The 19,225-nt window shown below is 58.9% G+C and carries 22 protein-coding genes; 11 read left to right on the forward strand and 11 right to left on the reverse strand.

Going from position 1 to position 19,225, the window contains the following annotated elements; genetic code table 11:
* The first annotated feature begins 56 nt into the window (after positions 1–56).
* Complete coding sequence (gene acuI / locus ACW9IN_RS02530) at positions 57–1,040, forward strand: acrylyl-CoA reductase (NADPH) (protein ID WP_457364406.1); 984 nt, start codon at positions 57–59, stop codon at positions 1,038–1,040.
* A 67-nt stretch (positions 1,041–1,107) separates the two neighbouring features.
* On the forward strand, positions 1,108–1,680 hold the full coding sequence (locus ACW9IN_RS02535; protein ID WP_457364407.1) for a CGNR zinc finger domain-containing protein: 573 nt from the start codon (positions 1,108–1,110) through the stop codon (positions 1,678–1,680).
* On the opposite strand, the gene ada is transcribed toward ACW9IN_RS02535, so the two are convergent.
* The 4 genes from ada to ACW9IN_RS02555 all read right to left on the reverse strand — a co-directional run bounded on the left by ada (position 1,677) and on the right by ACW9IN_RS02555 (position 3,970).
* Complete coding sequence (gene ada, locus ACW9IN_RS02540; protein ID WP_457364408.1) at positions 1,677–2,723, reverse strand: bifunctional DNA-binding transcriptional regulator/O6-methylguanine-DNA methyltransferase Ada; 1,047 nt, start codon at positions 2,721–2,723, stop codon at positions 1,677–1,679. The genes ACW9IN_RS02535 and ada overlap by 4 nt on opposite strands.
* Before the next feature lie 75 nt (positions 2,724–2,798).
* Entirely contained in the window at positions 2,799–3,464 is a 666-nt protein-coding gene (alkB, locus tag ACW9IN_RS02545; RefSeq protein ID WP_457364409.1) for a DNA oxidative demethylase AlkB, read from the reverse strand.
* 4 nt (positions 3,465–3,468) lie between these two features.
* The gene (locus ACW9IN_RS02550; protein WP_457364410.1) at positions 3,469–3,636 is read right to left on the reverse strand and encodes a hypothetical protein; all 168 of its coding nucleotides are present in this window, start codon (positions 3,634–3,636) and stop codon (positions 3,469–3,471) included.
* 31 nt (positions 3,637–3,667) lie between these two features.
* On the reverse strand, positions 3,668–3,970 hold the full coding sequence (locus ACW9IN_RS02555; RefSeq protein WP_457364411.1) for a DUF1883 domain-containing protein: 303 nt from the start codon (positions 3,968–3,970) through the stop codon (positions 3,668–3,670).
* A gap of 210 nt (positions 3,971–4,180) precedes the next feature.
* Between ACW9IN_RS02555 and ACW9IN_RS02560 the strand changes: the two genes are divergently transcribed.
* Positions 4,181–4,531, forward strand: a complete 351-nt coding sequence (locus ACW9IN_RS02560) for a hypothetical protein (RefSeq protein WP_457364412.1) — start codon at positions 4,181–4,183, stop codon at positions 4,529–4,531.
* Positions 4,532–4,574: 43 nt separating this feature from the next.
* Here ACW9IN_RS02560 and ACW9IN_RS02565 read toward each other — a convergent pair whose 3' ends face one another.
* Together ACW9IN_RS02565 and ACW9IN_RS02570 are read right to left on the reverse strand one after the other, a co-directional pair.
* Positions 4,575–4,856: a hypothetical protein gene (locus ACW9IN_RS02565; RefSeq protein WP_457364413.1), complete on the reverse strand. Its 282-nt coding sequence runs from the start codon at positions 4,854–4,856 to the stop codon at positions 4,575–4,577.
* Positions 4,857–4,997: 141 nt separating this feature from the next.
* Positions 4,998–5,183, reverse strand: coding sequence for a hypothetical protein (locus ACW9IN_RS02570; RefSeq protein WP_457364414.1), 186 nt, complete (start codon positions 5,181–5,183; stop codon positions 4,998–5,000).
* A gap of 308 nt (positions 5,184–5,491) precedes the next feature.
* On the opposite strand from ACW9IN_RS02570, the gene galU reads away from it, so the two are divergent.
* Both galU and gorA read left to right on the forward strand, forming a co-directional pair.
* Positions 5,492–6,331 (forward strand): UTP--glucose-1-phosphate uridylyltransferase GalU, encoded by an 840-nt coding sequence (gene galU / locus ACW9IN_RS02575; RefSeq protein WP_457364415.1) that lies wholly within the window; start codon positions 5,492–5,494, stop codon positions 6,329–6,331.
* A 103-nt stretch (positions 6,332–6,434) separates the two neighbouring features.
* The gene (gorA, locus tag ACW9IN_RS02580; protein WP_457364416.1) at positions 6,435–7,793 is read left to right on the forward strand and encodes a glutathione-disulfide reductase; all 1,359 of its coding nucleotides are present in this window, start codon (positions 6,435–6,437) and stop codon (positions 7,791–7,793) included.
* Here gorA and ACW9IN_RS02585 read toward each other — a convergent pair whose 3' ends face one another.
* A complete protein-coding gene (locus ACW9IN_RS02585) occupies positions 7,794–8,801 on the reverse strand; it encodes a DNA-binding protein (protein ID WP_457364417.1) in 1,008 nt (335 codons plus the stop codon).
* 170 nt (positions 8,802–8,971) lie between these two features.
* Between ACW9IN_RS02585 and ACW9IN_RS02590 the strand changes: the two genes are divergently transcribed.
* From ACW9IN_RS02590 to ahpF, 3 genes are all read left to right on the forward strand, one after another.
* Positions 8,972–9,898: a site-specific integrase gene (locus ACW9IN_RS02590; protein ID WP_457364418.1), complete on the forward strand. Its 927-nt coding sequence runs from the start codon at positions 8,972–8,974 to the stop codon at positions 9,896–9,898.
* Positions 9,899–10,042: 144 nt separating this feature from the next.
* The gene (gene ahpC / locus ACW9IN_RS02595) at positions 10,043–10,606 is read left to right on the forward strand and encodes an alkyl hydroperoxide reductase subunit C (protein ID WP_457364419.1); all 564 of its coding nucleotides are present in this window, start codon (positions 10,043–10,045) and stop codon (positions 10,604–10,606) included.
* Between the two features lie 119 nt (positions 10,607–10,725).
* On the forward strand, positions 10,726–12,291 hold the full coding sequence (gene ahpF / locus ACW9IN_RS02600; RefSeq protein ID WP_457364420.1) for an alkyl hydroperoxide reductase subunit F: 1,566 nt from the start codon (positions 10,726–10,728) through the stop codon (positions 12,289–12,291).
* A gap of 75 nt (positions 12,292–12,366) precedes the next feature.
* On the opposite strand, the gene gloA is transcribed toward ahpF, so the two are convergent.
* Positions 12,367–12,888 carry a lactoylglutathione lyase gene (gene gloA / locus ACW9IN_RS02605; RefSeq protein WP_457255899.1) on the reverse strand — a complete coding sequence of 174 codons (522 nt, stop codon included), beginning with the start codon at positions 12,886–12,888 and terminating at the stop codon, positions 12,367–12,369.
* A gap of 205 nt (positions 12,889–13,093) precedes the next feature.
* Here gloA and ACW9IN_RS02610 point away from each other — a divergent pair, with 205 nt between their 5' ends.
* Positions 13,094–13,630 carry a DUF4946 domain-containing protein gene (locus ACW9IN_RS02610; RefSeq protein WP_457364421.1) on the forward strand — a complete coding sequence of 179 codons (537 nt, stop codon included), beginning with the start codon at positions 13,094–13,096 and terminating at the stop codon, positions 13,628–13,630.
* 110 nt (positions 13,631–13,740) lie between these two features.
* On the opposite strand, the gene ACW9IN_RS02615 is transcribed toward ACW9IN_RS02610, so the two are convergent.
* From ACW9IN_RS02615 to ACW9IN_RS02625, 3 genes are all read right to left on the reverse strand, one after another.
* The gene (locus tag ACW9IN_RS02615; protein WP_457364422.1) at positions 13,741–14,106 is read right to left on the reverse strand and encodes a histone-like nucleoid-structuring protein, MvaT/MvaU family; all 366 of its coding nucleotides are present in this window, start codon (positions 14,104–14,106) and stop codon (positions 13,741–13,743) included.
* A gap of 205 nt (positions 14,107–14,311) precedes the next feature.
* Positions 14,312–15,853 (reverse strand): EAL domain-containing protein, encoded by a 1,542-nt coding sequence (locus ACW9IN_RS02620; protein ID WP_457364423.1) that lies wholly within the window; start codon positions 15,851–15,853, stop codon positions 14,312–14,314.
* A gap of 97 nt (positions 15,854–15,950) precedes the next feature.
* On the reverse strand, positions 15,951–16,838 hold the full coding sequence (locus tag ACW9IN_RS02625) for a LysR family transcriptional regulator (protein WP_457364424.1): 888 nt from the start codon (positions 16,836–16,838) through the stop codon (positions 15,951–15,953).
* A gap of 79 nt (positions 16,839–16,917) precedes the next feature.
* On the opposite strand from ACW9IN_RS02625, the gene ACW9IN_RS02630 reads away from it, so the two are divergent.
* Both ACW9IN_RS02630 and hppD read left to right on the forward strand, forming a co-directional pair.
* The gene (locus tag ACW9IN_RS02630) at positions 16,918–17,841 is read left to right on the forward strand and encodes a DMT family transporter (RefSeq protein ID WP_457364425.1); all 924 of its coding nucleotides are present in this window, start codon (positions 16,918–16,920) and stop codon (positions 17,839–17,841) included.
* 245 nt (positions 17,842–18,086) lie between these two features.
* Positions 18,087–19,163: a 4-hydroxyphenylpyruvate dioxygenase gene (gene hppD, locus ACW9IN_RS02635; protein WP_457364426.1), complete on the forward strand. Its 1,077-nt coding sequence runs from the start codon at positions 18,087–18,089 to the stop codon at positions 19,161–19,163.
* Positions 19,164–19,225 lie beyond the last annotated feature (62 nt).

Here is a 19,225-nt window from a genome sequence, read left to right on the forward strand (position 1 = left end):
ATTGCACGAACGGGGATATCTGCGTTTTGTTTCAGCACCCCAACGAGGAGTTCGTCATGTTCAACGGCATTTTGATTGAGAAGGATCAGGACGGTTATCGGGCCAGGGTGCAGTCCATCAGCGACGACCAATTGCCTGACGGTGATGTCACGGTGCGAGTGGCCTACAGCACGCTGAACTTCAAGGATGGCCTGGCGATTACCGGATCCAGCCCGGTGGTGCGTGCATTTCCCATGGTGCCGGGCATCGACCTGGCGGGTACTGTCGAACACAGTTCGCACCCGGACTACACCGCCGGCGATCAGGTGGTACTCAATGGTTGGGGCGTCGGCGAAAGCCACTGGGGCGGCCTGGCACAGAAGGCGCGACTGGACGGTAACTGGCTGATCCCCCTGCCCAAGGCATTCACTGCGGCCCAGGCGATGGCCATTGGCACCGCCGGGTATACGGCGATGCTCTGCATCCTGGCGCTGGAAAAAAATGGCGTGACGCCTGAGCAGGGCGAAATACTGGTCACCGGCGCCAACGGTGGCGTCGGCAGTTTTGCGATCGCCTTGCTGGCGCGCCTGGGCTACCGCGTCGTGGCGTCCACCGGGCGCACCTCCGAGCATGCGTACCTGGAGCAACTGGGCGCGAGTGAAATCATCGACCGCGCCACGTTGTCGGCCCCGGGCAAGCCCTTGGCGAAAGAGCGCTGGGCCGCGGTGATCGACTCGGTTGGCAGCCACACCCTGGCCAACGCCTGCGCGGCCACCAAGGCCAATGGCACCGTGGCGGCCTGCGGGTTGGCCCAGGGCATGGACTTTCCGGCGTCGGTGGCGCCGTTCATCCTGCGCGGCGTGACCCTGGCCGGCATCAACAGCGTGACCCAGCCCAAGGCCCAGCGGATCCTGGCTTGGGAGCGCCTGGGCAAGGACCTGGATTTATCCTTGTTGCAACTGATCACGCAGGAAATCAGCTTGAGCGAAGCATTGGAGGCGGCGCCCGCGTTGCTGGCCGGTCAATTGCGCGGGAGGGTGGTGGTAGATGTGAATCGCTGAAACAGGTAACTGTTCAAATTGTTTTAAAGGGGTTACCATGGCGGCGTTTTCACGGGAACGAACCGCCATGACCCCAACCTTGGAACCCTACGTACTTGCCGACGATCCGGTACTCGATATGCTCAACACCCGAGCGAATGTCGAGGGTGCGCCTTTCGAGTTCTGGCAGAGCGACGCGGATGTGGAGCGTTGGCTGGTACGTCTGGGCTGGGCCGAGGAGGGCACGGTGCCGGTATTCGAGACCGGGGCTTTGCTGGCCGTTGCCAAAGGGTTGCGGGAAGTGATCCGCACCTTGCTGGAGCAGCGCAAGGCTGGCGAGCAGGGTGATCCTTCGGCGCTCAACACGTTCCTGCGCAAGGCCGTCAGCCATCCGCAACTCGCCTGGCCTGCGCCCGGTGAACTGCGTCTGGATCGCCAGCGCAAGCAACAAACCCCCGAGCAGTTTCTGTCGCCCATCGCTGAAGCGGCGGCGAGCCTGCTGGTTGCCGGCGACTTCAACCTGATCCGTACCTGCGAGCACCCCGAGTGCGTGCTGTGGTTCTACGACCGCACCAAAGGCCACAAGCGACGCTGGTGCAGTATGGCGCTGTGCGGCAACCGCCATAAGGTCGCCGAGTTTCGTCGGCGCAAGCAGCTTTAAGCGTCGTTTTCCCGCGCCAGCAACTGACGCTTGCGCTCCACCCCCCAGCGGTAGCCTGAGAGGTCACCGTTGCTGCGCACCACTCGATGGCAGGGGATCGCCACCGCCAGGCTATTGGCCCCGCATGCCTGGGCCACGGCACGGAAAGACTTCGGCGCGCCGATACGCTCGGCGATCTGTGCGTAGCTGGCGGTGCTGCCCACCGGGATATCACGCAATGCTTGCCATACCCGCTCCTGAAATGCCGTGCCACGCATATCCAGTGGCAGGTTCAAACCTAGCGCCGGGGCTTCGATAAAACCGACGACCTGGGCGACCAACTGTTCGAAGTCGGGATCGGCGCCCAACAGGTTGGCATTGGGAAATTGGTCCTGCAGGTCATGCACCAGCGTTTCTGGATCGTCCCCGAGCAGGATTGCGCAGACGCCGCGATGACTCTGCGCCACCAGAATCGCGCCCAATGAACATTCACCGACCGCAAACCAGATGTCCCGATTCGCGCCGCCGGCCTTGTAGTCGCCGGGCTTCATGCCCAGCACCTGGTCGGCTGACTCGTAGAAGCGGCTGTTGGAATTGAAACCGGCGTCGTACAGCGCTTGCGTGACGGACTGCTTGCCTTTCAAGCCATCACGCACTTTGCGCGAGCGATGGGCGCGGGCATAACCCTTGGGGGTCAGCCCGGTGACCGATCTGAAGATCCGGTGAAAGTGGAAGGCGCTCAAGCCTGCCTCGGACGCGAGCATCTCAAGACTGGGGGCTGTCTCGGCGTGTTCGATCCGACGACAGGCGCTGGCCACCAACTGTGCGTGGTGAGCTGCCAGCTGGGAACGGTTGCCGGACGCGCGTTTGTTCGGGCGATAACCGGCAGCTTCGGCCTGTTCGGGGGTGTCGAAGAATTCGACGTTTTCAGGGCGTGGCCGGCGTGCGCTGCTGCTGGCGTGGCAATACACCCCGGTGGTTTTCACGCCGTACACAAACAACGTATCGGCGTTTGGGTCGCGGGCCAGGATGGCGGCCCAGCGAGGATCTTGTTCAGTGTTCATGGCCTGCACTCTGGACGGGTCATGGGCAGATTAGCCGCGCAGGGCGCTGGGGACACTCCGAAGCTTGCGGTCAAATTATCCCGCCGTGCGAAAGGTCAGGTTGATGCGTTGCGGGCCCATGACAGCATGCACGCCGTCCTTGACGGGCATCACCCCATGGAAGCGCAGGCGATCGACGCCGCCCCAGACCACCACATCGCCGTGGAACAGCGAGATCTTCTGTGTCTTGTCTCCGCGCGCATGGCCGCCAAACAGGAACACCGCCGGCAGTCCCAGCGACACCGAGACCACCGGCGCGCTGTAGTCGCGCTCATTCCGGTCCTGATGCAAGGACATCTTCGCCCCCGGCACATAGCGGTTGATCAGACAGGCATCGGGCGCAAAGCCGATAAATCCCGCTTCTGTGGCAGCCAGCACCGCCAATTGGCGCAGGGTATCGGGCAGGGCGGGCCAGGGGTGTCCGCTGCGCGGGTCCGTCGGAGTGTAGCGGTAGCCGGAAGCGTCAGTGGTCCAGCCCAGCGCACCGCAACTGCTCAAGGCGGCTGACATGCGGTGGCCACCCGGTGTGGTCATCTGACGGAAGGGTGATTGCGCCAGGACCTGGCGCAATGCCGGGAGCAAACGTTCGATCCAGGGCAGGGCGTAGCCCCTGAGCACACTGGACTGCTCGCCTATTGGCTCGCGCCCGGCGGGTTGTTGCAGGGCGTCATCGGCGAACAGGTCGGCAGTGGGCCCGGGCATGGGGTTAGAGCGCCTTGCTCACATTGATATCGGTGATTTCATCGCTGGCATCGTGAATTTTTGCCAGCGCTTGCCTGGCTTCCTCCACGCTGTTGCTCTGCAACTGGGCGAATTCAAAACGGCGTTCACCGTTGAGTTTGTACTTGATGACGTATTTGGTTGTGGGAGTCACGACGTGTTCCTGTAGGTGTGCGTTAGTCGGTTCAGCTCAGCTTGGAGGTGGTGCGACGCACGATACGAATCTTGTGGGCCAGGGCAGGCTTGCGGGTGACGCTGATGGCCCGGCGGGTGACCACGTCCAGCGTGATGTTCCAGAAGCCGGTGCTGGGGGCGGTGATCTTGGCGGGGAACTTGTCAAAAGCACCGCCGTGATAGGTGTGGCGGCCACCGTTCTTGAAGCTGCGAAAATTCGCATCGCTCATCAGACGGATATTACAAGTCTGCGAGCATTCAATGACGACAATGTCTCCCTCGTTAAGGTGCTCGCGCTGATGGATGAATTTCATGGGTGTCTCCAGAAGGGCTTTTTCTGAAAAATCAGAATGATACGTAGGTTAAGATGGAGTTTATCAGCCCCTGCGCGTTAATTATCGGGCGCTCGTCGACGACATCGACAATTTAAAACAGTTATTTACCGTGTTATCAGGGATAAATCCTACTTGGGCGGGAGAAAATTACCATCCCCGCGGTCGTAGGGTCTTTATCGGAGGTTTTATATGAAGTGGCGTGTGTTGGTTCTGGCCTTGGCGTTGGGTGGATGTGCTTCGGTTGCAGATATCAAGCAGACCCCGCCAACGTTGTCGGTCATTTCCGGAAAGAAACCTCAGGAATATGCCGCGTGCGTGGTGCAGAAACTCTCGGCTACACGCCGCGCGCCGCAGATCGAACCGCATAAGGATGGTGTTCGGGTGATTGTGCCGCAGAAATTTTCAGCCGATCCATCGGCTATTTTCGTGATTGAAGAGCGCTCCAGCGGCAGCAGCATCAAGCTCTACGAGAGCATGGCCAATCTGCCCATCCGCCCCGGTGACGTTAAAAAGGCCGGTGAAGAGTGCATTTCCGGCTGAGTCCGTCACGTGCCTCGGTCATGAACCCTGACTGGCGGCGAGCCTATTTGCAGACCACGACCACGCTGCGGCTCTTGTAGTTACCCACGTCTTTGCCCAGGGTCTTGTCACTTTCATTCAAGGATGGAGTGCCTTCGGTGCCCACGATGCGATAGCCGGTGCCCGCGCAGGAGGCGTCGGCCTTTTCGTAGCAACTGGCCCAGGAGTTGGCCTCGCCGGAACAGTCGATGGTCAGGCCCTGTTCGCCGTTTTTCAGGTAAACATCGGAAGTGGTGGTGCAGCCGGCCAGCGCCAGTGCCGCAGTCAGTGCCAGGATCTTGTTCATGGGGGCGTCATCGAAGGTGTTGGAAGGGGCGCAGACCCTGTCACGGGGCGTCTGCCAAAGACTATAGCGAATTGCCATATCGGTATATGGTAAACGCAAAAAAGCCCCGGTATCGGGGCTTTTCCATGCAAAACGCCAGGCTTACTTGCCCTTGGGTTTCTTGCTCGAGGCGTGTCCCGCTTCATCCACGAACACCTCGGCGACCATAATGGCTTCGCGTTCGGTGGCAAAGGTGCCCGCAACGCTGTCTCCGTGGAAGTTGATCAGGTGCCAGCCGTCTGCCCGCTTGGTGATCAAGTAACCGTTTACGCCTTTTGCTTCTGACATCTATCAATCCCGTGGTGTGGTTCAAGCCTGCCATGATAGCGCCAATCGGCTTTCGCTCGTGCAAGTTGTTGCAGAGCCGTGTCAATGCCCGAAAAGCCTGCTAAAAAGGGGCTTGTTCCTTGAGAAAATCAGGGTAAACATGCGTTCTGGCCAGCCGTTGGTGAGGCTCTTCGTAGGATTGGCGGAACTTACGCTGACATTTTTTCTCTATGTTGACATCGCAACGCCAGCAGGACCCATTGTAAGGTGACTGCGGCCTGATTAGACTGCGCCGAATTCCGTACGCACAGCCCTTTGTAAGGACTTATATGATCAAGAAATGCTTGTTCCCAGCAGCCGGTTACGGCACTCGCTTCTTGCCAGCGACCAAGGCCATGCCCAAAGAGATGCTGCCGGTGGTGAACAAGCCACTGATTCAGTACGGCGTCGAAGAGGCGCTGGACGCCGGCCTGAACGAAATTTCCATCGTGACCGGCCGCGGTAAACGCGCCCTGGAAGACCATTTCGACATCAGCTACGAGCTGGAAAACCAGATCAAGGGCACCGACAAGGAAAAATACCTGGTCGGCATCCGCAAGCTGCTCGACGAGTGCTCGTTCTCCTACACTCGCCAGACCCAGATGAAAGGCCTCGGCCACGCGATCCTGACCGGTCGCCCGCTGATCGGTGACGAGCCGTTCGCTGTGGTACTGGCGGATGACCTGTGTGTGAACCTGGAAGGCGATGGCGTACTGACCCAGATGGTCAAGCTGTATCAAAAGTACCGTTGCACCATCGTTGCAGTGATGGAAGTGAACCCAAGCGAAACCAATAAGTACGGCGTTATTGCCGGCGACGACATTGGCGATGGCCTGATCCGCGTCCGTGACATGGTTGAAAAGCCCGCACCGGAAGACGCTCCGTCGAACCTGGCGATCATCGGTCGCTACATCCTGACTCCGGACATCTTCAAGCTGATCGAAGAAACCGAGCCAGGCAAGGGCGGCGAAATCCAGATCACCGACGCCCTGTTGAAGCAAGCCAAAGACGGTTGCGTGATTGCCTACAAGTTCAAGGGCCAGCGTTTCGACTGCGGTGGCGCTGAAGGCTATATCGAAGCCACCAACTTCTGCTACGAGCACTTCTACAAGACGGGCAAGGCCTACTGATTCACGGTCGCCTTTCTCGCTTAAAAAAGCCACCTTCGGGTGGCTTTTTTGCTTTTCAGCCCCATGTAAGTCGGTATGCTGATGTCCTGCCGAGGAGAGTGAAATGGCCTACGATTTTGACCTGTATGTAATTGGCGCCGGTTCTGGCGGTGTTCGCGCGGCGCGTTTTGCCGCAGGTTTTGGTGCCAAGGTGGCGGTGGCGGAAAGCCGTTACCTGGGTGGGACGTGTGTCAATGTGGGGTGCGTGCCGAAAAAGCTGCTGGTGTATGGCGCGCACTTTTCCGAAGAGTTCGAGCAAGCCAGTGGTTTTGGCTGGTCGCTGGACGAGGCGAATTTCGATTGGGCGACCCTGATCGCCAACAAAGATCGCGAAATCAACCGCCTCAATGGCATCTACCGTAACTTGCTGGTCAACAGCGGCGTGACCCTGCATGAAGGGCATGCACGCCTGATAGATCCGCATCAGGTGGAAATCAATGGCGAGCGCTTTACCGCCAAGCACATTCTGATCGCCACCGGCGGCTGGCCGCAGATCCCGGAAATCCCGGGGCGGGAACACGCCATTGGCTCCAACGAGGCGTTCTTCCTCAAAGCGCTGCCAAAGCGTGTGCTGGTGGTGGGCGGCGGTTACATTGCCGTGGAGTTCGCTGGCATTTTCCACGGGCTGGGCGCGCAGACCTCGTTGCTGTATCGCGGCGATCTGTTCCTGCGTGGCTTCGATGGTTCAGTGCGCACCCATCTGAAGGAAGAGTTGGCCAAGCGCGGTCTGGACCTGCAATTCAATGCCGATATCGAGCGTATCGACAAGCAGGCCGACGGCAGCCTCAAGGCCACTCTGAAAGATGGTCGCGTATTGGAAGCCGACTGCGTGTTCTACGCGACGGGCCGCCGCCCGATGCTGGACAACCTGGGGTTGGAAAATACTGGCGTCAAACTGGACAAGCGTGGCTTTGTCGAAGTGGATGAGCAGTACCAGACCGCCGAGCCGTCCATCCTGGCCATTGGCGATGTGATCGGTCGCGTGCAGCTCACGCCGGTGGCGCTGGCTGAAGGCATGGCAGTGTCGCGCCGCCTGTTCAAGCCGGAGCAGTATCGTCCGGTGGATTACGCGAATATTCCAACGGCTGTGTTCAGTCAACCGAACATCGGCACAGTGGGCCTGACGGAGGAAGAAGCGAAAAAGAATGGCCACAAGGTGCAGGTCTTCGAAAGTCGCTTCCGCCCGATGAAACTGACCCTGACCGAGTGCCAGGAAAAGACCCTGATGAAGCTGGTGGTGGATGCCGATACCGACAAAGTGATCGGCTGCCACATGGTGGGGCCGGATGCCGGCGAGATCGTTCAGGGTTTGGCGATTGCGCTCAAGGCGGGCGCAACCAAACAGCATTTCGATGAAACCATCGGCGTGCACCCGACGGCGGCGGAAGAGTTCGTCACTATGCGCACGCCTGTCGCGGGCTGATCACTCGTTGGGTGTTGCGTCCGGCACCGTCGCAACGACGGTTGCCAGGCGCAATGCTTCAAGACCGGCCTGGGTCTTGGCCAGGTCCAGTTCCAATGCCTTGTTGATGCGCTGGTGTTCGGCCAGTGCGTCATGGCGCGACTGACTTTCCAGCAGGGCTACGCACAGGCGCTCCTGGAGCAGGGTGCGCTCACCTTCGATCTGCGTCACTTGTTCGTTCAGCTTGACCTGCGCGGCTTGATCCTTGCGCGCTCGTTCTTGCGCAGCGGTCAATTCCTTCACCGTCACTCGGTGTTCGATCAGCAGTCGCTCGTTGTCGCGGTGCAATTGAGTGATTTCGTCCTGACGCACCATGGCGCTCTGCTGAGCCTGGCGCAATTCTGCCTGCACCTGCTGTAACTGACCTTCGTGACGGCGTTGCTCTTGTTCGCGCTGCTCCTTGATTGCGTTGCGGTAATGCTCCAACGCATCCCTGGCGTGCACGTGTTTTTCTTCCAGCGAGCGAATCTGCTCGTCCTTGTCGTTGAGGCGCAGCTCGTAATCGCTGCACGCCTGGCTCAGGCCTGCGTTGCGGGTTTGCTCGGTTTGCAGGCTGGTGCGGGTGGTTTGCAGGTTGGCGCTTTCTTCGGCCAGGGCGGCGGCCTGGATATCAAACTGCTGCTGGAGTTGGGTGTGTGTTTCTTCGAGTGCTTCTACTTGGGCGAGCAGGGTGGTTTTCTGTTGTTCGAATTGAGCCAGGGCCAGGTCAATGGGCTCTTGGGCCTTTTCTTTCAAGCGTTGGGCAAGCCTTGCTACTAGTTCGCCAAGTTCATCGTCAAGCGGCGCTTCAGTGATGGTCAGGCGGGTCTCGCTCTCATCCAGTTCTTTCAGATAGCGATGAATGGTGGTTTTCGAGCCGGTGTTGCCCAGTTCGATACGTACCGCGTCGATACTGGGGTTTTCGCCGCGGGCGAGAATCGCCAGGCGTGCTGTTTGAACGACTGCTTTGTTGATGCCACCGCGAGCCATGGAGCCTCCATCGATTTAGTACTGTGTTACGTAGTATGTATATACGTAATTTATCATGAATAAAATCACGATGAAATTGCCCATTTAACAAATGGGATATTGGCGTATTATCCCGTGTCATACGCAGTCCAACCGCCTAGATGCCCACCGCCAGTACGAAAGGCCCCTCCATGAGCGATCTCGACCGATACCTCAGCGCCGCCACCCGGGATAACACGCGGCGCAGTTACCGTGCGGCTATCGAGCACTTCGAAGTCAGCTGGGGCGGTTTCCTGCCGGCGACCAGCGACAGCGTGGCGCGCTACCTGGTGGCGCATGCCGGGGTGCTGGCGGTCAATACGCTGAAATTGCGGCTCTCGGCATTGGCCCAATGGCACACAAGCCAGGGTTTTCCTGATCCGACCAAGGCTCCGGTAGTGCGCAAGGTGCTCAAGGGGATTCGTGCCGTGCACCCTGTGCAGGAAAAGCAAGCCGAGCCGCTGCAGCTCTCACAGCTGGAGCAGGTGGTTGCGTTTCTTGAGTGCGAAGCAAAAGATGCCGTCCACGACCCTGCGCGATTGTTGCGGGCCAAGCGTGACACTGCACTGATCCTGCTGGGGTTCTGGCGTGGTTTTCGCAGTGATGAACTGTGTCGGTTGGCGGTTGAACACGTACAAGCCACACCTGGTGCGGGTATCAGCCTGTACCTGCCGCGCAGCAAAGGCGACCGCGACAACCTCGGCAAAACCTATCACACCCCGGCGCTGTTGCGTCTGTGTCCGGTGCGGGCTTACTGCGAATGGTTGAGTGCGTCGGCCCTGGTGCGCGGCCCGGTGTTTCGCAGCATTGACCGTTGGGGCAACCTGGGTGAGGAGGGCTTGCATCCCAACAGCGTGATTCCGCTGCTGCGCCAAGCCCTCGAGCGTGCGGGTATCGCAGCCGAGCAATACACCAGCCATTCATTGCGTCGTGGCTTCGCCACCTGGGCCCATCGTAGTGGGTGGGATTTGAAATCGCTGATGAGTTACGTCGGCTGGAACGACATGAAATCCGCCATGCGCTATGTTGAAGCGACGCCCTTTCTCGGGATGACACTGGCAAACCCGCCGCTGCTTTGAGATTTCTTCTATTAATACAGTCACCTGATAGAGAAACCCAATCGTCAGCATCAGGTTTGCCAATGAGCCATCAGCGAGGAGAGTGGGTAGGATTCACTTCATCAACTTCTTAACCCTTCTACACAACCTGACGGAGATTCAACGATGCCTATCATCAACAGCCAAGTAAAACCGTTCAAAGCGACCGCGTACAAAAACGGCAACTTCGTAGATGTGTCTGACGCTGACCTGAAAGGCAAATGGTCCGTAGTGTTCTTCTACCCAGCCGACTTCACCTTCGTATGCCCGACCGAACTGGAAGACCTGGCTGACAACTACGACGAGTTCAAGAAACTGGGCGTAGAAATCTACAGCGTGTCCACCGACACCCACTTCGCCCACGCTGCCTGGCACAACACTTCGCCAGCCATCGGCAAAATCCAGTACACCATGATCGGCGACCCAACGCTGACCATCTCCCGCAACTTCGACGTGCTGATCGAAGAAGCTGGCCTGGCAGACCGTGGCACCTTCGTGATCAACCCTGAAGGCCAGATCAAGATCGTTGAGCTGAACGACGGCGGTGTTGGTCGTGACGCCACTGAGCTGCTGCGCAAAATCAAGGCCGCTCAATACGTCGCCGCTCACCCAGGCGAAGTTTGCCCAGCCAAGTGGAAAGAAGGCGAGGCCACCCTGGCGCCGTCCCTGGACCTGGTCGGCAAGATCTAAGTCTGTGAAGTACCAAGGGCGGAAATCCGCACCTAAGTAAGCTGCATCCGCCCTCAAAACGCCCGGGCGATATTCGCTCGGGCGTTTTTTTATGCCCAGAATCAATAGGAATCGCCCGTATGTTGGACGCCAATCTTAAAGCTCAGTTGAAGTCATACCTGGAACGGGTCACCCAGCCGATCGAGATCGTCGCCTCCCTCGACGACGGCGCGAAATCCCAGGAAATGCTTGCCCTTTTGCAGGATGTCGTCAGCCTCACCACGCTGATCACCCTGAACACCGATGGCAATGATGCGCGCAAGCCTTCGTTCTCCATCAACCGCCCGGGTGCCGATATCAGCCTGCGTTTCGCCGGCATCCCCATGGGCCATGAATTCACTTCGCTGGTGCTGGCCCTGCTGCAAGTCGGTGGCCACCCGTCGAAGGCCAGTGTCGAAGTCATTGAACAGATCCGTGCGCTCAAAGGCGAGTTCAGCTTCGAGACTTACTTCTCGCTGTCCTGCCAGAACTGCCCGGACGTGGTCCAGGCGCTGAACCTGATGGCCGTGCTCAATCCGAACATCCGCCACGTCGCCATCGACGGTGCGCTGTTCCAGGCAGAAGTCGATGAGCGCCAGATCATGGCGGTACCGAGCATCTACCTCAACGGTGTGAACTTCGGCCAGGGCCGCATGGGCCTGGAAGAAATTCTCGCCAAACTCGACACCAGCGGCATCGAGAAAGCCGCCGAGAAGATCAGCGCCAAGGACGCCTTTGACGTACTCGTCGTCGGCGGTGGTCCAGCGGGCTCTTCGGCTGCCATCTACGCTGCCCGTAAAGGTATCCGTACCGGTGTGGCTGCCGAACGCTTCGGCGGTCAGGTGCTGGACACTATGTCCATCGAGAACTTCATCTCGGTGCAGGAAACCGAAGGGCCGAAACTGGCCAGCGCGCTCGAAGCCCACGTGCGTCAATACGACGTGGACATCATGAACCTGCAACGTGCCAGCAGCCTGATCCCGGCGAAAAATGCCGGCGACCTGCACGAGATCCGTTTTGAAAGCGGTGCCACGCTCAAGTCCAAGACTGTGATCCTGGCCACCGGTGCCCGCTGGCGCGAAATGGGTGTGCCTGGCGAGCAGGAATACAAGGCCAAGGGCGTTTGCTTCTGCCCGCACTGCGATGGTCCGTTGTTCAAGGGCAAGCGCGTGGCGGTGATCGGCGGCGGCAACTCCGGCGTTGAAGCGGCCATTGACTTGGCTGGTATCGTGAGTCATGTGACCCTGCTGGAGTTCGACAGCAAGCTGCGCGCCGACGCTGTGTTGCAACGCAAGCTCTACAGCCTGCCGAATGTCGACGTGATCACCAGCGCGCTGACCAGCGAAGTGAAAGGCGATGGGCAGAAAGTCACCGGTCTGGCGTACAAGGATCGCGACAGCGGTGAGTTCAAGACCATCGACTTGGAAGGTATCTTTGTACAGATCGGCCTGTTACCCAACACTGACTGGCTCAAAGGTACCGTAGAGCTGACACCGCGCGGTGAAATCATCGTCGACGCCCGTGGTGAAACCTCACTGCCAGGTGTGTTCGCTGCCGGTGACGTGACGACGGTTCCGTACAAGCAAATCGTGATTGCGGTGGGTGAGGGTGCCAAGGCTTCCCTGAGTGCTTTCGATCATTTGATCCGCACTTCCGCCCCGGCGTAGATCCAGGCTGCGGAAATGAAAAAGCCCCATGAGTGATCATGGGGCTTTTTGCTGCCTGTCTGAGCGGTCGCTAACTCAGAGCGGTGCTGGCTGGATGATTTCAACCCAGTACGCATCCGGGTCCTTGATGAAGGCCAGGCTTTTCATGCGGCCATCGCTCAGGCGCTTCTGGAAGTCGCAGCCCAGGGCTTCGAAACGTTCGCATGCGGCAACGATGTCGGGCACGGAAATGCAGATATGGCCAAACCCGCGCGGATCGGTGTTGCCGTTGTGGTAAGCGAAGTCCGGATCGTTTTCGGTGCCGTGGTTATGGGTCAGTTCCAGGATGCCCGGGATCGACTTCATCCATTGGGTACGTTCGGCGGCGTCTGCCGGGATCTGGGATTTGTCCACCAGGGCCAGGAAGTACAGGCTGAATTCGGCTTCGGGGAAGTCGCGTTTTTCAACCAGCGAGAATCCCAGGACGCGGGTGTAGAAATCCAGCGACTTGGTGATGTCTTTGACCCGCAACATGGTGTGGTTGAACACGAAGTTCGTGGTAGCGGTGTCAGGTTGGGCGGTGACGCCCGGGAAAGTGTTCAGTTCGTGCAGGCTCATGGGCCCTCCGGAAAAAATCGGGCAAACGCGGCGCGCGCGGCTTGACGTGTAATGAGCGGTTCCCTGGCTTGCGGCAGGCGTCCTTGCAGCCGGACCATGATACGCAGGCCTGCCTGATGCGCCAAATTAAAAAGCGCGCGCAGCCCTTGCGAGCAAAGGGTATCGGGCCTCAGACTTTGTCGCTTGAACCTTGGGTATTTTCGCAATGATCGATTTTCGTACATCGTTATTGAGCGCGCTGTGCCTGGTATGGGGCAGTTCGTTGGTATGGGCGGCCGACCCTGAAATTCACTGGCCCAGTGGTTGGCAAGTCGAGGAAGTAGTGCCTGACGGCCAGGCGCCTGCCACAGCGCAATCCGTTTCTCGCCAGCGTGCGATCAAGAACGATGAAAATGGCAATACCTTGATGGTGATCGAGTTGACCGGTACTCCAATAGAAGTCGGACACAAGGTTAATCTTCAGGGGGTGTTGCTGGAAATGCGCAAGTCCATCCAGAAGGACTTTGCCCAAAGTGGTTATCAGAGTGTGTGCACCAAAATGCATCCTGCGGTATTGAGTCGGCTTGAGGCGTTGGAAACTACTTGCGTGATTACCGAAAACGGGCGGCACGTGTTGTCGCAAACATTGGTGGGCGCGGTGGATACCGATAAGGCGTATGTTTTTTCTTACGCGGGACAGGCTCAGGCCTATGAGGCCAGCAAGGCTGAAGTCAGCTCGGTACGTGACAGTCTGAAACTTTGAATAGGCTCCGCTAATCGATTCTGAACATCATGAAGGGTTATTTAAGTTCGCTTTCGAACTAGGCACAAAAAAGCCCCGCGTGTGCGGGGCTCTTTGTTAGTGCGTTGCGATCAACTGCGCAGCCAGGAATCTACAGTAGCAGCGCCGTGCTGTTCCTTCCAGGCTTTCAGGCCGCGATGGTTGCCGCCTTTGGTCTCGATCAGCTCGCCGGTGTGCGGGTTCTGGTAAACCTTGACCACGCGTGCGCGACGCTGTTTAGGGGCTGCGGCCACTGCGGAACCGGCCTTGCCCGGGTTTGGATCAAGAATGGAAATGATGTCGCGCAGGCCTTTGCCGTAGGACTTCATCAGGGCCTGAAGTTTTTCTTCGAATTCGATTTCTTTCTTCAGGCCGGCATCGTTCTTCAGGCTTTCCAGCTGTGCGAGCTGTTCTTGAAGGGCTTTTTCTGCTGCGCGAAATTCGGCGAGTCTGGACAAAATCTGTACTCCAATAGTGTAGTTGGCTGATATCAACTGCAGACAAAGCTATAAGCCAAGCGCTTTAGGTGACTCAAAGAAAACAGTCTTTCTGCGAGTTCTGCGAGTTCTGCACAGGCATGAAAAATTGTAGTAGTTAATTTGCCACGAGTAAATCATGTCTTTAGTCGAAATACATTATTTCATCCTGGCAGTAGATGGCTATTCAATGGCTGGCCAGGGATTTAATGAAGGCGTCACCGGCCAGTGGTTTACCAAAAAGATAGCCCTGCAGGAAGTCCACGCCCTGGGCAGCCAGATAATCTCGTTGTTCCGGTGTTTCCACGCCTTCGGCCACGATGCCCAGATCGAGCTTGCCGGACAGCTCGATGATACTGTCCAGAATATGTCGGGATAATGCGTCCGCACCGATCATGGCGACAAAACTTTGATCGATCTTCAAGTAATCCACATTGAAGTTGCGCAAGTAACCCATGCTGGAATGACCGGTGCCGAAGTCATCGATCGCGATCATCACGCCCAACTGATGCAGCGCGTCGAACAGCTGGCGAGTAATGTCGGTGGGCTCGATCAGCTCGCGTTCGGTCAATTCCAGCACCAGCGTGACCTGCCCAGGTGGGAAGGCAGCGAGGAATTCTCGGCAGTCGTCCACCAATGCCAGGTCCTGGCAGTGACGGGCGGTGATGTTCACGCCGATATGGAACCCCGGCGTGAAGCGCTCTGCATGGGGCGCCAGGATCGCGGCGGTCTGACGCAGCAAGGCCTGAGTCATGGGCACGATCAGGCCGGAATGCTCGGCCAGGGGGATGAAGAGGTCCGGTCGGACCAGGCCTTCCTTCGGATGCTGCCAGCGCATCAGCACTTCGCAGCCTGCCCACGTCTGTGTGTCACCGCGTACCACCGGCTGAAAATACGGGATGAACTCGTTGGCGCCCAGGGCCCGCTGCAACTCATGGGTCGGCGCCGAAGCGCGTTTTTGCAGCCAGTGGGCCAGGGCGCCTGCCAGCACGCCAAAAAACACGACCAGACTGAATACCGCCGGATAGCGGTCTTGCATGTAACGCCAGATTTCCCCGGCGGGCATGCCGGCGTCGACACTGTAGTGGTAGCGTTGTGACGTCAGGTGATGATGCGCGACGGGAAAGACCGGCACAGGGTTATCGTGCACCTTGCCGTCCGCGCCCAGCCAATTCGGTCCCACTTGCAGCACCAGGTGTGCATAGCGGCTGATCAGGCGCAGCGCGTTGGTCAGGTGGTAGCCGTCGATTGAGGCAAGGGCTGCCTTGTCGCCATCAACCAGCCGGTAAACCAGCAAGGCGGTATTGGGTGTCACTGGGTTGCCATTCATCAACCACAGTTGGCCGTCGACGTAATCGGTCGGGTTGACGGGGGACGCGTAGTCGCTGCCGAACAATGACGTGCAATAGATGTTTTTCTGCCAGGACAGGGTGGTCGCCCGCACAAACGGTCGACGTGTGACCTGTTCACGCAAGGCCAGTTGCGCGGCGTTGTCGCAGGGCTGGCCAGCCAGGGGCAGCAAGTCCCGGGCGGCGAGGGCGGTATTGTCGAGCATCAGATCGAATTGACGCACGGCCTCCAGAGCCGTTTGCGCCGTGCTTTTCTGCAGGGTGCGTTCCGCCTGCCAGTGCAGGATAAACACCCCCAGCACGATCGGCAGCAGCCCGCTGAGCGTCGTGATCAGGTGGCGCGTGGTGCGGTTTCTCGGGCCTTTTACGGTGAGCGGCATGGATGGCGCGGCCTGTGGCTGAAGGTGAACGGTATCGGGAGGCGGATTAGTTCGATGATAGATGGCCCGGCCGGAATAAGCTTCACTTGCCTGGCCGTTACTCGGCAATCTCCTGCGAACAACCCACCTCTTGCGCCACACGAATGAACGCCAGGGTGGCTGGGGATGCCTGTCGGCTGTCCAACACAGCCAGGCCAATGGTACGCGGGACATTCGGTAGCAAGGGACGTTGCACGTACCCGGGGTTGCGCACGCGGGGCAGGGAGGCTTGCGCAACCACCGTCAGTGCGTCGCCTCGGCTTACCAGATCGAGCGTGCTCAACAACTGGGCGCAACGATAGCGCACGTTTGGCGTGAGGCGCGCGGCGCTGAACAAGCGCGAAACCAACTCCGAAGAGCCCGCCTCGGTGAGGACGAACGGATCCTTGCACAGATCCTCCAGGCGCAGGGCAGGGCGTGCGGCCAACGGATGCTCGACGGGTAGCAGTGCCACCATCTGATCGGTCATCAGAGCAAAGGTGTCGAAGCGCTCTTGCTCCAACACCACGAAGCCGATATCGATGCGCCGGTCATCCAGCCACTGCACCACCTGGCGGTCAGGGCCTTCATCGATATGAACTTCGATGCCCGGATATTCCTGTCGAAACCGCGCGAGGATGGGTGGCAGCAATCGGATCGACGACGTCGGACCGAACGAACCGACTCGCAAGGTGCCCCGTTTCAGGCCTCGAGCGTCCGCCGCTTCCTGTTGCAGGGTGTCGGCCAGGCCCAGCATGGCGCGTGCACGCAACAGCAATTGCTGGCCGATGTCACTGAGTTCCACCTGGGCTTGATGTCGCCGAAACAACTCGACCCCCAGTTCCTGTTCCAGGCCCTTGATGGCATGGGATACCGCGGATTGGCTGATACCCAGCTGATGCGCCGCGCTGGTAAAACCCTGTAGCTCAGCCACGCGAGAGAAGATTTCCAATTGTGTAAGCGTCATGAGTAATCACTCATTTTACGATGATCAAGCATTAACAGAAGAATACGCCCATGTTTCCGCCAAGCAGAGCGCCATCTCCATGTATTCAACCTCAGACCGCTTTACCTACCTGACGCTCGCAGTCGTCACCATGATCTGGGGCGGCACCTTCGTCGCTGGGCGTTATCTGGCAGGGGTTGTCGATCCGCTGCTGGCGGCGAGCCTGAGGTTCATCCTGGCAAGCCTGGCCTTGCTGTTGTTCATGGCAGTTGCACGCGTTCCGTTGGCGTTCCCCAGCCGCCGCCAACTGGCGCAACTGACGGTACTGGGATTCTTCGGCATCTTTTTCTACAACCTGTGTTTTTTCTACGGTTTGCAGAACATCAATGCCTCACGGGCCTCCCTGATCGTCGCCTTGAACCCGGCGGTGATCGGCCTGGCATCCTGGTGGTTGTTCAAGGAGCGCCTCGGGCGCAGCAAGATCATGGGTATCGCTCTGTGTCTGGCGGGTGCGGCGATGGTCATCGTCAGCCGCAATCCCCAGGTGTTGCAGGACGCGTCCGACCATTGGGAGGGCGACGCTTTGATTGCCGGTTGCGTAGTCGCCTGGGGCATTTATTCGCTGTATTCCCGGGGGCTCAACCAGAGCCTGGGCCCGTTGCAGACCGTTGCCTGGTCGGTGTGGCTCGGTACGTTAATGCTGTGTGCCACCACCTGGGTCACCGGACATTTCACGATCGACGGGTTAAACGCACTCCACGCGCCCCAGCTACTGAGCCTTGTGTATCTGGGGGTGTTGGGGTCGGCCCTGGCTTATATCGGCTACTACGAAGGCATTCGGCGTATTGGCGCCACCCGCGCCGGAGTGTTCATTGCGCTGAACCCGCTGACAGCGGTGATCTGTGGCGCCGTCCTGCTCGGCGAACAACTGACCCCACCCATGTTGCTGGGCGGTGTGGTCATCCTGCTGGGCATCTGCCTGTGCAACAAACCGCTTGCACGGGCCAAGGTTATGGGGATTTGATAAGAGTACGGACAAACTCGGTTACGCTGTGTAGAATCGATTTACGCATACAAGAATAGAGACTTGCGCTCACGCAAGCCTAAGCCGTCAGAGACTGATGTAACCATGAAGCTACTCGGCTCCCCCCTCATCTTTGGTGACTTTCTCGCCCGCAGCGTGCGAGGCCTTTCCTGCGCGCCACCCATGCCCCTCATCCTTGCTGGCAATTGAAACCTTCACGCACAAGAATGATGAGGCGCCAAACCATGGCACATACCACCGAAAACCCAATGGGCCTGATGGGCTTTGAGTTCATCGAATTCGCGTCGCCGACGCCGGGCACTCTGGAGCCGATCTTCGAGATCATGGGCTTTACCAAGGTCGCAACCCACCGTTCCAAGAACGTGCACCTGTACCGCCAGGGCGAAATCAACCTGATCCTCAACAACGAGCCCAACAGCATCGCTTCCTACTTCGCGGCCGAGCACGGCCCGTCAGTGTGCGGCATGGCGTTTCGCGTCAAGGACTCGCAAAAGGCTTACAGCCGCGCGCTGGAGCTGGGGGCGCAGCCGATCCATATCGAAACCGGCCCGATGGAACTGAACCTGCCGGCGATCAAAGGCATCGGCGGCGCGCCGCTGTACCTGATCGACCGTTTTGGCGAAGGCAGCTCGATCTATGACATCGACTTCGTGTTCCTGGAAGGCGTGGACCGTCATCCGCAGGGCGCGGGACTCAAGGTGATCGATCACCTGACCCACAACGTCTACCGCGGTCGCATGGTGTACTGGGCCAACTTCTACGAGAAGTTGTTCAACTTCCGTGAAGCCCGTTACTTCGATATCAAGGGCGAATACACCGGTCTGACCTCCAAGGCCATGAGCGCCCCGGACGGCATGATCCGCATCCCGCTCAACGAGGAATCCTCCAAGGGCGCCGGGCAGATCGAAGAGTTTTTGATGCAGTTCAACGGCGAGGGCATCCAGCATGTGGCGTTCCTCACGGACGATCTGGTCAAGACCTGGGACGCGCTGAAAAAGATCGGCATGCGTTTCATGACAGCACCGCCCGACACCTACTACGAAATGCTCGAAGGCCGCCTGCCCAACCACGGCGAGCCGGTGGAGCAGTTGCAGGCACGCGGCATCCTGCTGGATGGTTCGTCTGTGGCTGGCGACAAGCGCCTGCTGCTGCAGATCTTCTCCGAAACCCTGATGGGGCCGGTATTCTTCGAATTCATTCAGCGCAAGGGCGACGATGGGTTCGGCGAGGGCAACTTCAAGGCCCTGTTCGAGTCGATCGAGCGAGACCAGGTGCGTCGTGGTGTGTTGACCGCCGACTGACCGTTTCGGCGTAAAAAAGCCCGGCAGGAACACCTCGCCGGGCTTTTTATGATGTGCAGGAT

It is taken from the genome of Pseudomonas sp. SDO5271_S396 (assembly GCF_054071795.1).

Excerpts from the sequence above, each read along its gene's own strand:
- hppD (WP_457364426.1), top strand. The coding sequence starts at position 18,087 with ATGGCACATACCACCGAAAACCCAATGGGCCTGATGGGCTTTGAGTTC.
- galU (WP_457364415.1), top strand. The coding sequence starts at position 5,492 with ATGATCAAGAAATGCTTGTTCCCAGCAGCCGGTTACGGCACTCGCTTC.
- ACW9IN_RS02565 (WP_457364413.1), bottom strand. The coding sequence starts at position 4,856 with ATGAACAAGATCCTGGCACTGACTGCGGCACTGGCGCTGGCCGGCTGC.
- acuI (WP_457364406.1), top strand. The coding sequence starts at position 57 with ATGTTCAACGGCATTTTGATTGAGAAGGATCAGGACGGTTATCGGGCC.
- ACW9IN_RS02535 (WP_457364407.1), top strand. The coding sequence starts at position 1,108 with ATGACCCCAACCTTGGAACCCTACGTACTTGCCGACGATCCGGTACTC.
- alkB (WP_457364409.1), bottom strand. The coding sequence starts at position 3,464 with ATGCCCGGGCCCACTGCCGACCTGTTCGCCGATGACGCCCTGCAACAA.
- ACW9IN_RS02625 (WP_457364424.1), bottom strand. The coding sequence starts at position 16,838 with ATGACGCTTACACAATTGGAAATCTTCTCTCGCGTGGCTGAGCTACAG.
- ACW9IN_RS02585 (WP_457364417.1), bottom strand. The coding sequence starts at position 8,801 with ATGGCTCGCGGTGGCATCAACAAAGCAGTCGTTCAAACAGCACGCCTG.
- ACW9IN_RS02630 (WP_457364425.1), top strand. The coding sequence starts at position 16,918 with ATGTATTCAACCTCAGACCGCTTTACCTACCTGACGCTCGCAGTCGTC.
- ACW9IN_RS02610 (WP_457364421.1), top strand. The coding sequence starts at position 13,094 with ATGATCGATTTTCGTACATCGTTATTGAGCGCGCTGTGCCTGGTATGG.
- ACW9IN_RS02555 (WP_457364411.1), bottom strand. The coding sequence starts at position 3,970 with ATGAAATTCATCCATCAGCGCGAGCACCTTAACGAGGGAGACATTGTC.
- gorA (WP_457364416.1), top strand. The coding sequence starts at position 6,435 with ATGGCCTACGATTTTGACCTGTATGTAATTGGCGCCGGTTCTGGCGGT.
- ahpF (WP_457364420.1), top strand. The coding sequence starts at position 10,726 with ATGTTGGACGCCAATCTTAAAGCTCAGTTGAAGTCATACCTGGAACGG.
- ACW9IN_RS02570 (WP_457364414.1), bottom strand. The coding sequence starts at position 5,183 with ATGTCAGAAGCAAAAGGCGTAAACGGTTACTTGATCACCAAGCGGGCA.
- ACW9IN_RS02620 (WP_457364423.1), bottom strand. The coding sequence starts at position 15,853 with ATGCCGCTCACCGTAAAAGGCCCGAGAAACCGCACCACGCGCCACCTG.
- ACW9IN_RS02560 (WP_457364412.1), top strand. The coding sequence starts at position 4,181 with ATGAAGTGGCGTGTGTTGGTTCTGGCCTTGGCGTTGGGTGGATGTGCT.
- gloA (WP_457255899.1), bottom strand. The coding sequence starts at position 12,888 with ATGAGCCTGCACGAACTGAACACTTTCCCGGGCGTCACCGCCCAACCT.
- ada (WP_457364408.1), bottom strand. The coding sequence starts at position 2,723 with ATGAACACTGAACAAGATCCTCGCTGGGCCGCCATCCTGGCCCGCGAC.
- ahpC (WP_457364419.1), top strand. The coding sequence starts at position 10,043 with ATGCCTATCATCAACAGCCAAGTAAAACCGTTCAAAGCGACCGCGTAC.
- ACW9IN_RS02590 (WP_457364418.1), top strand. The coding sequence starts at position 8,972 with ATGAGCGATCTCGACCGATACCTCAGCGCCGCCACCCGGGATAACACG.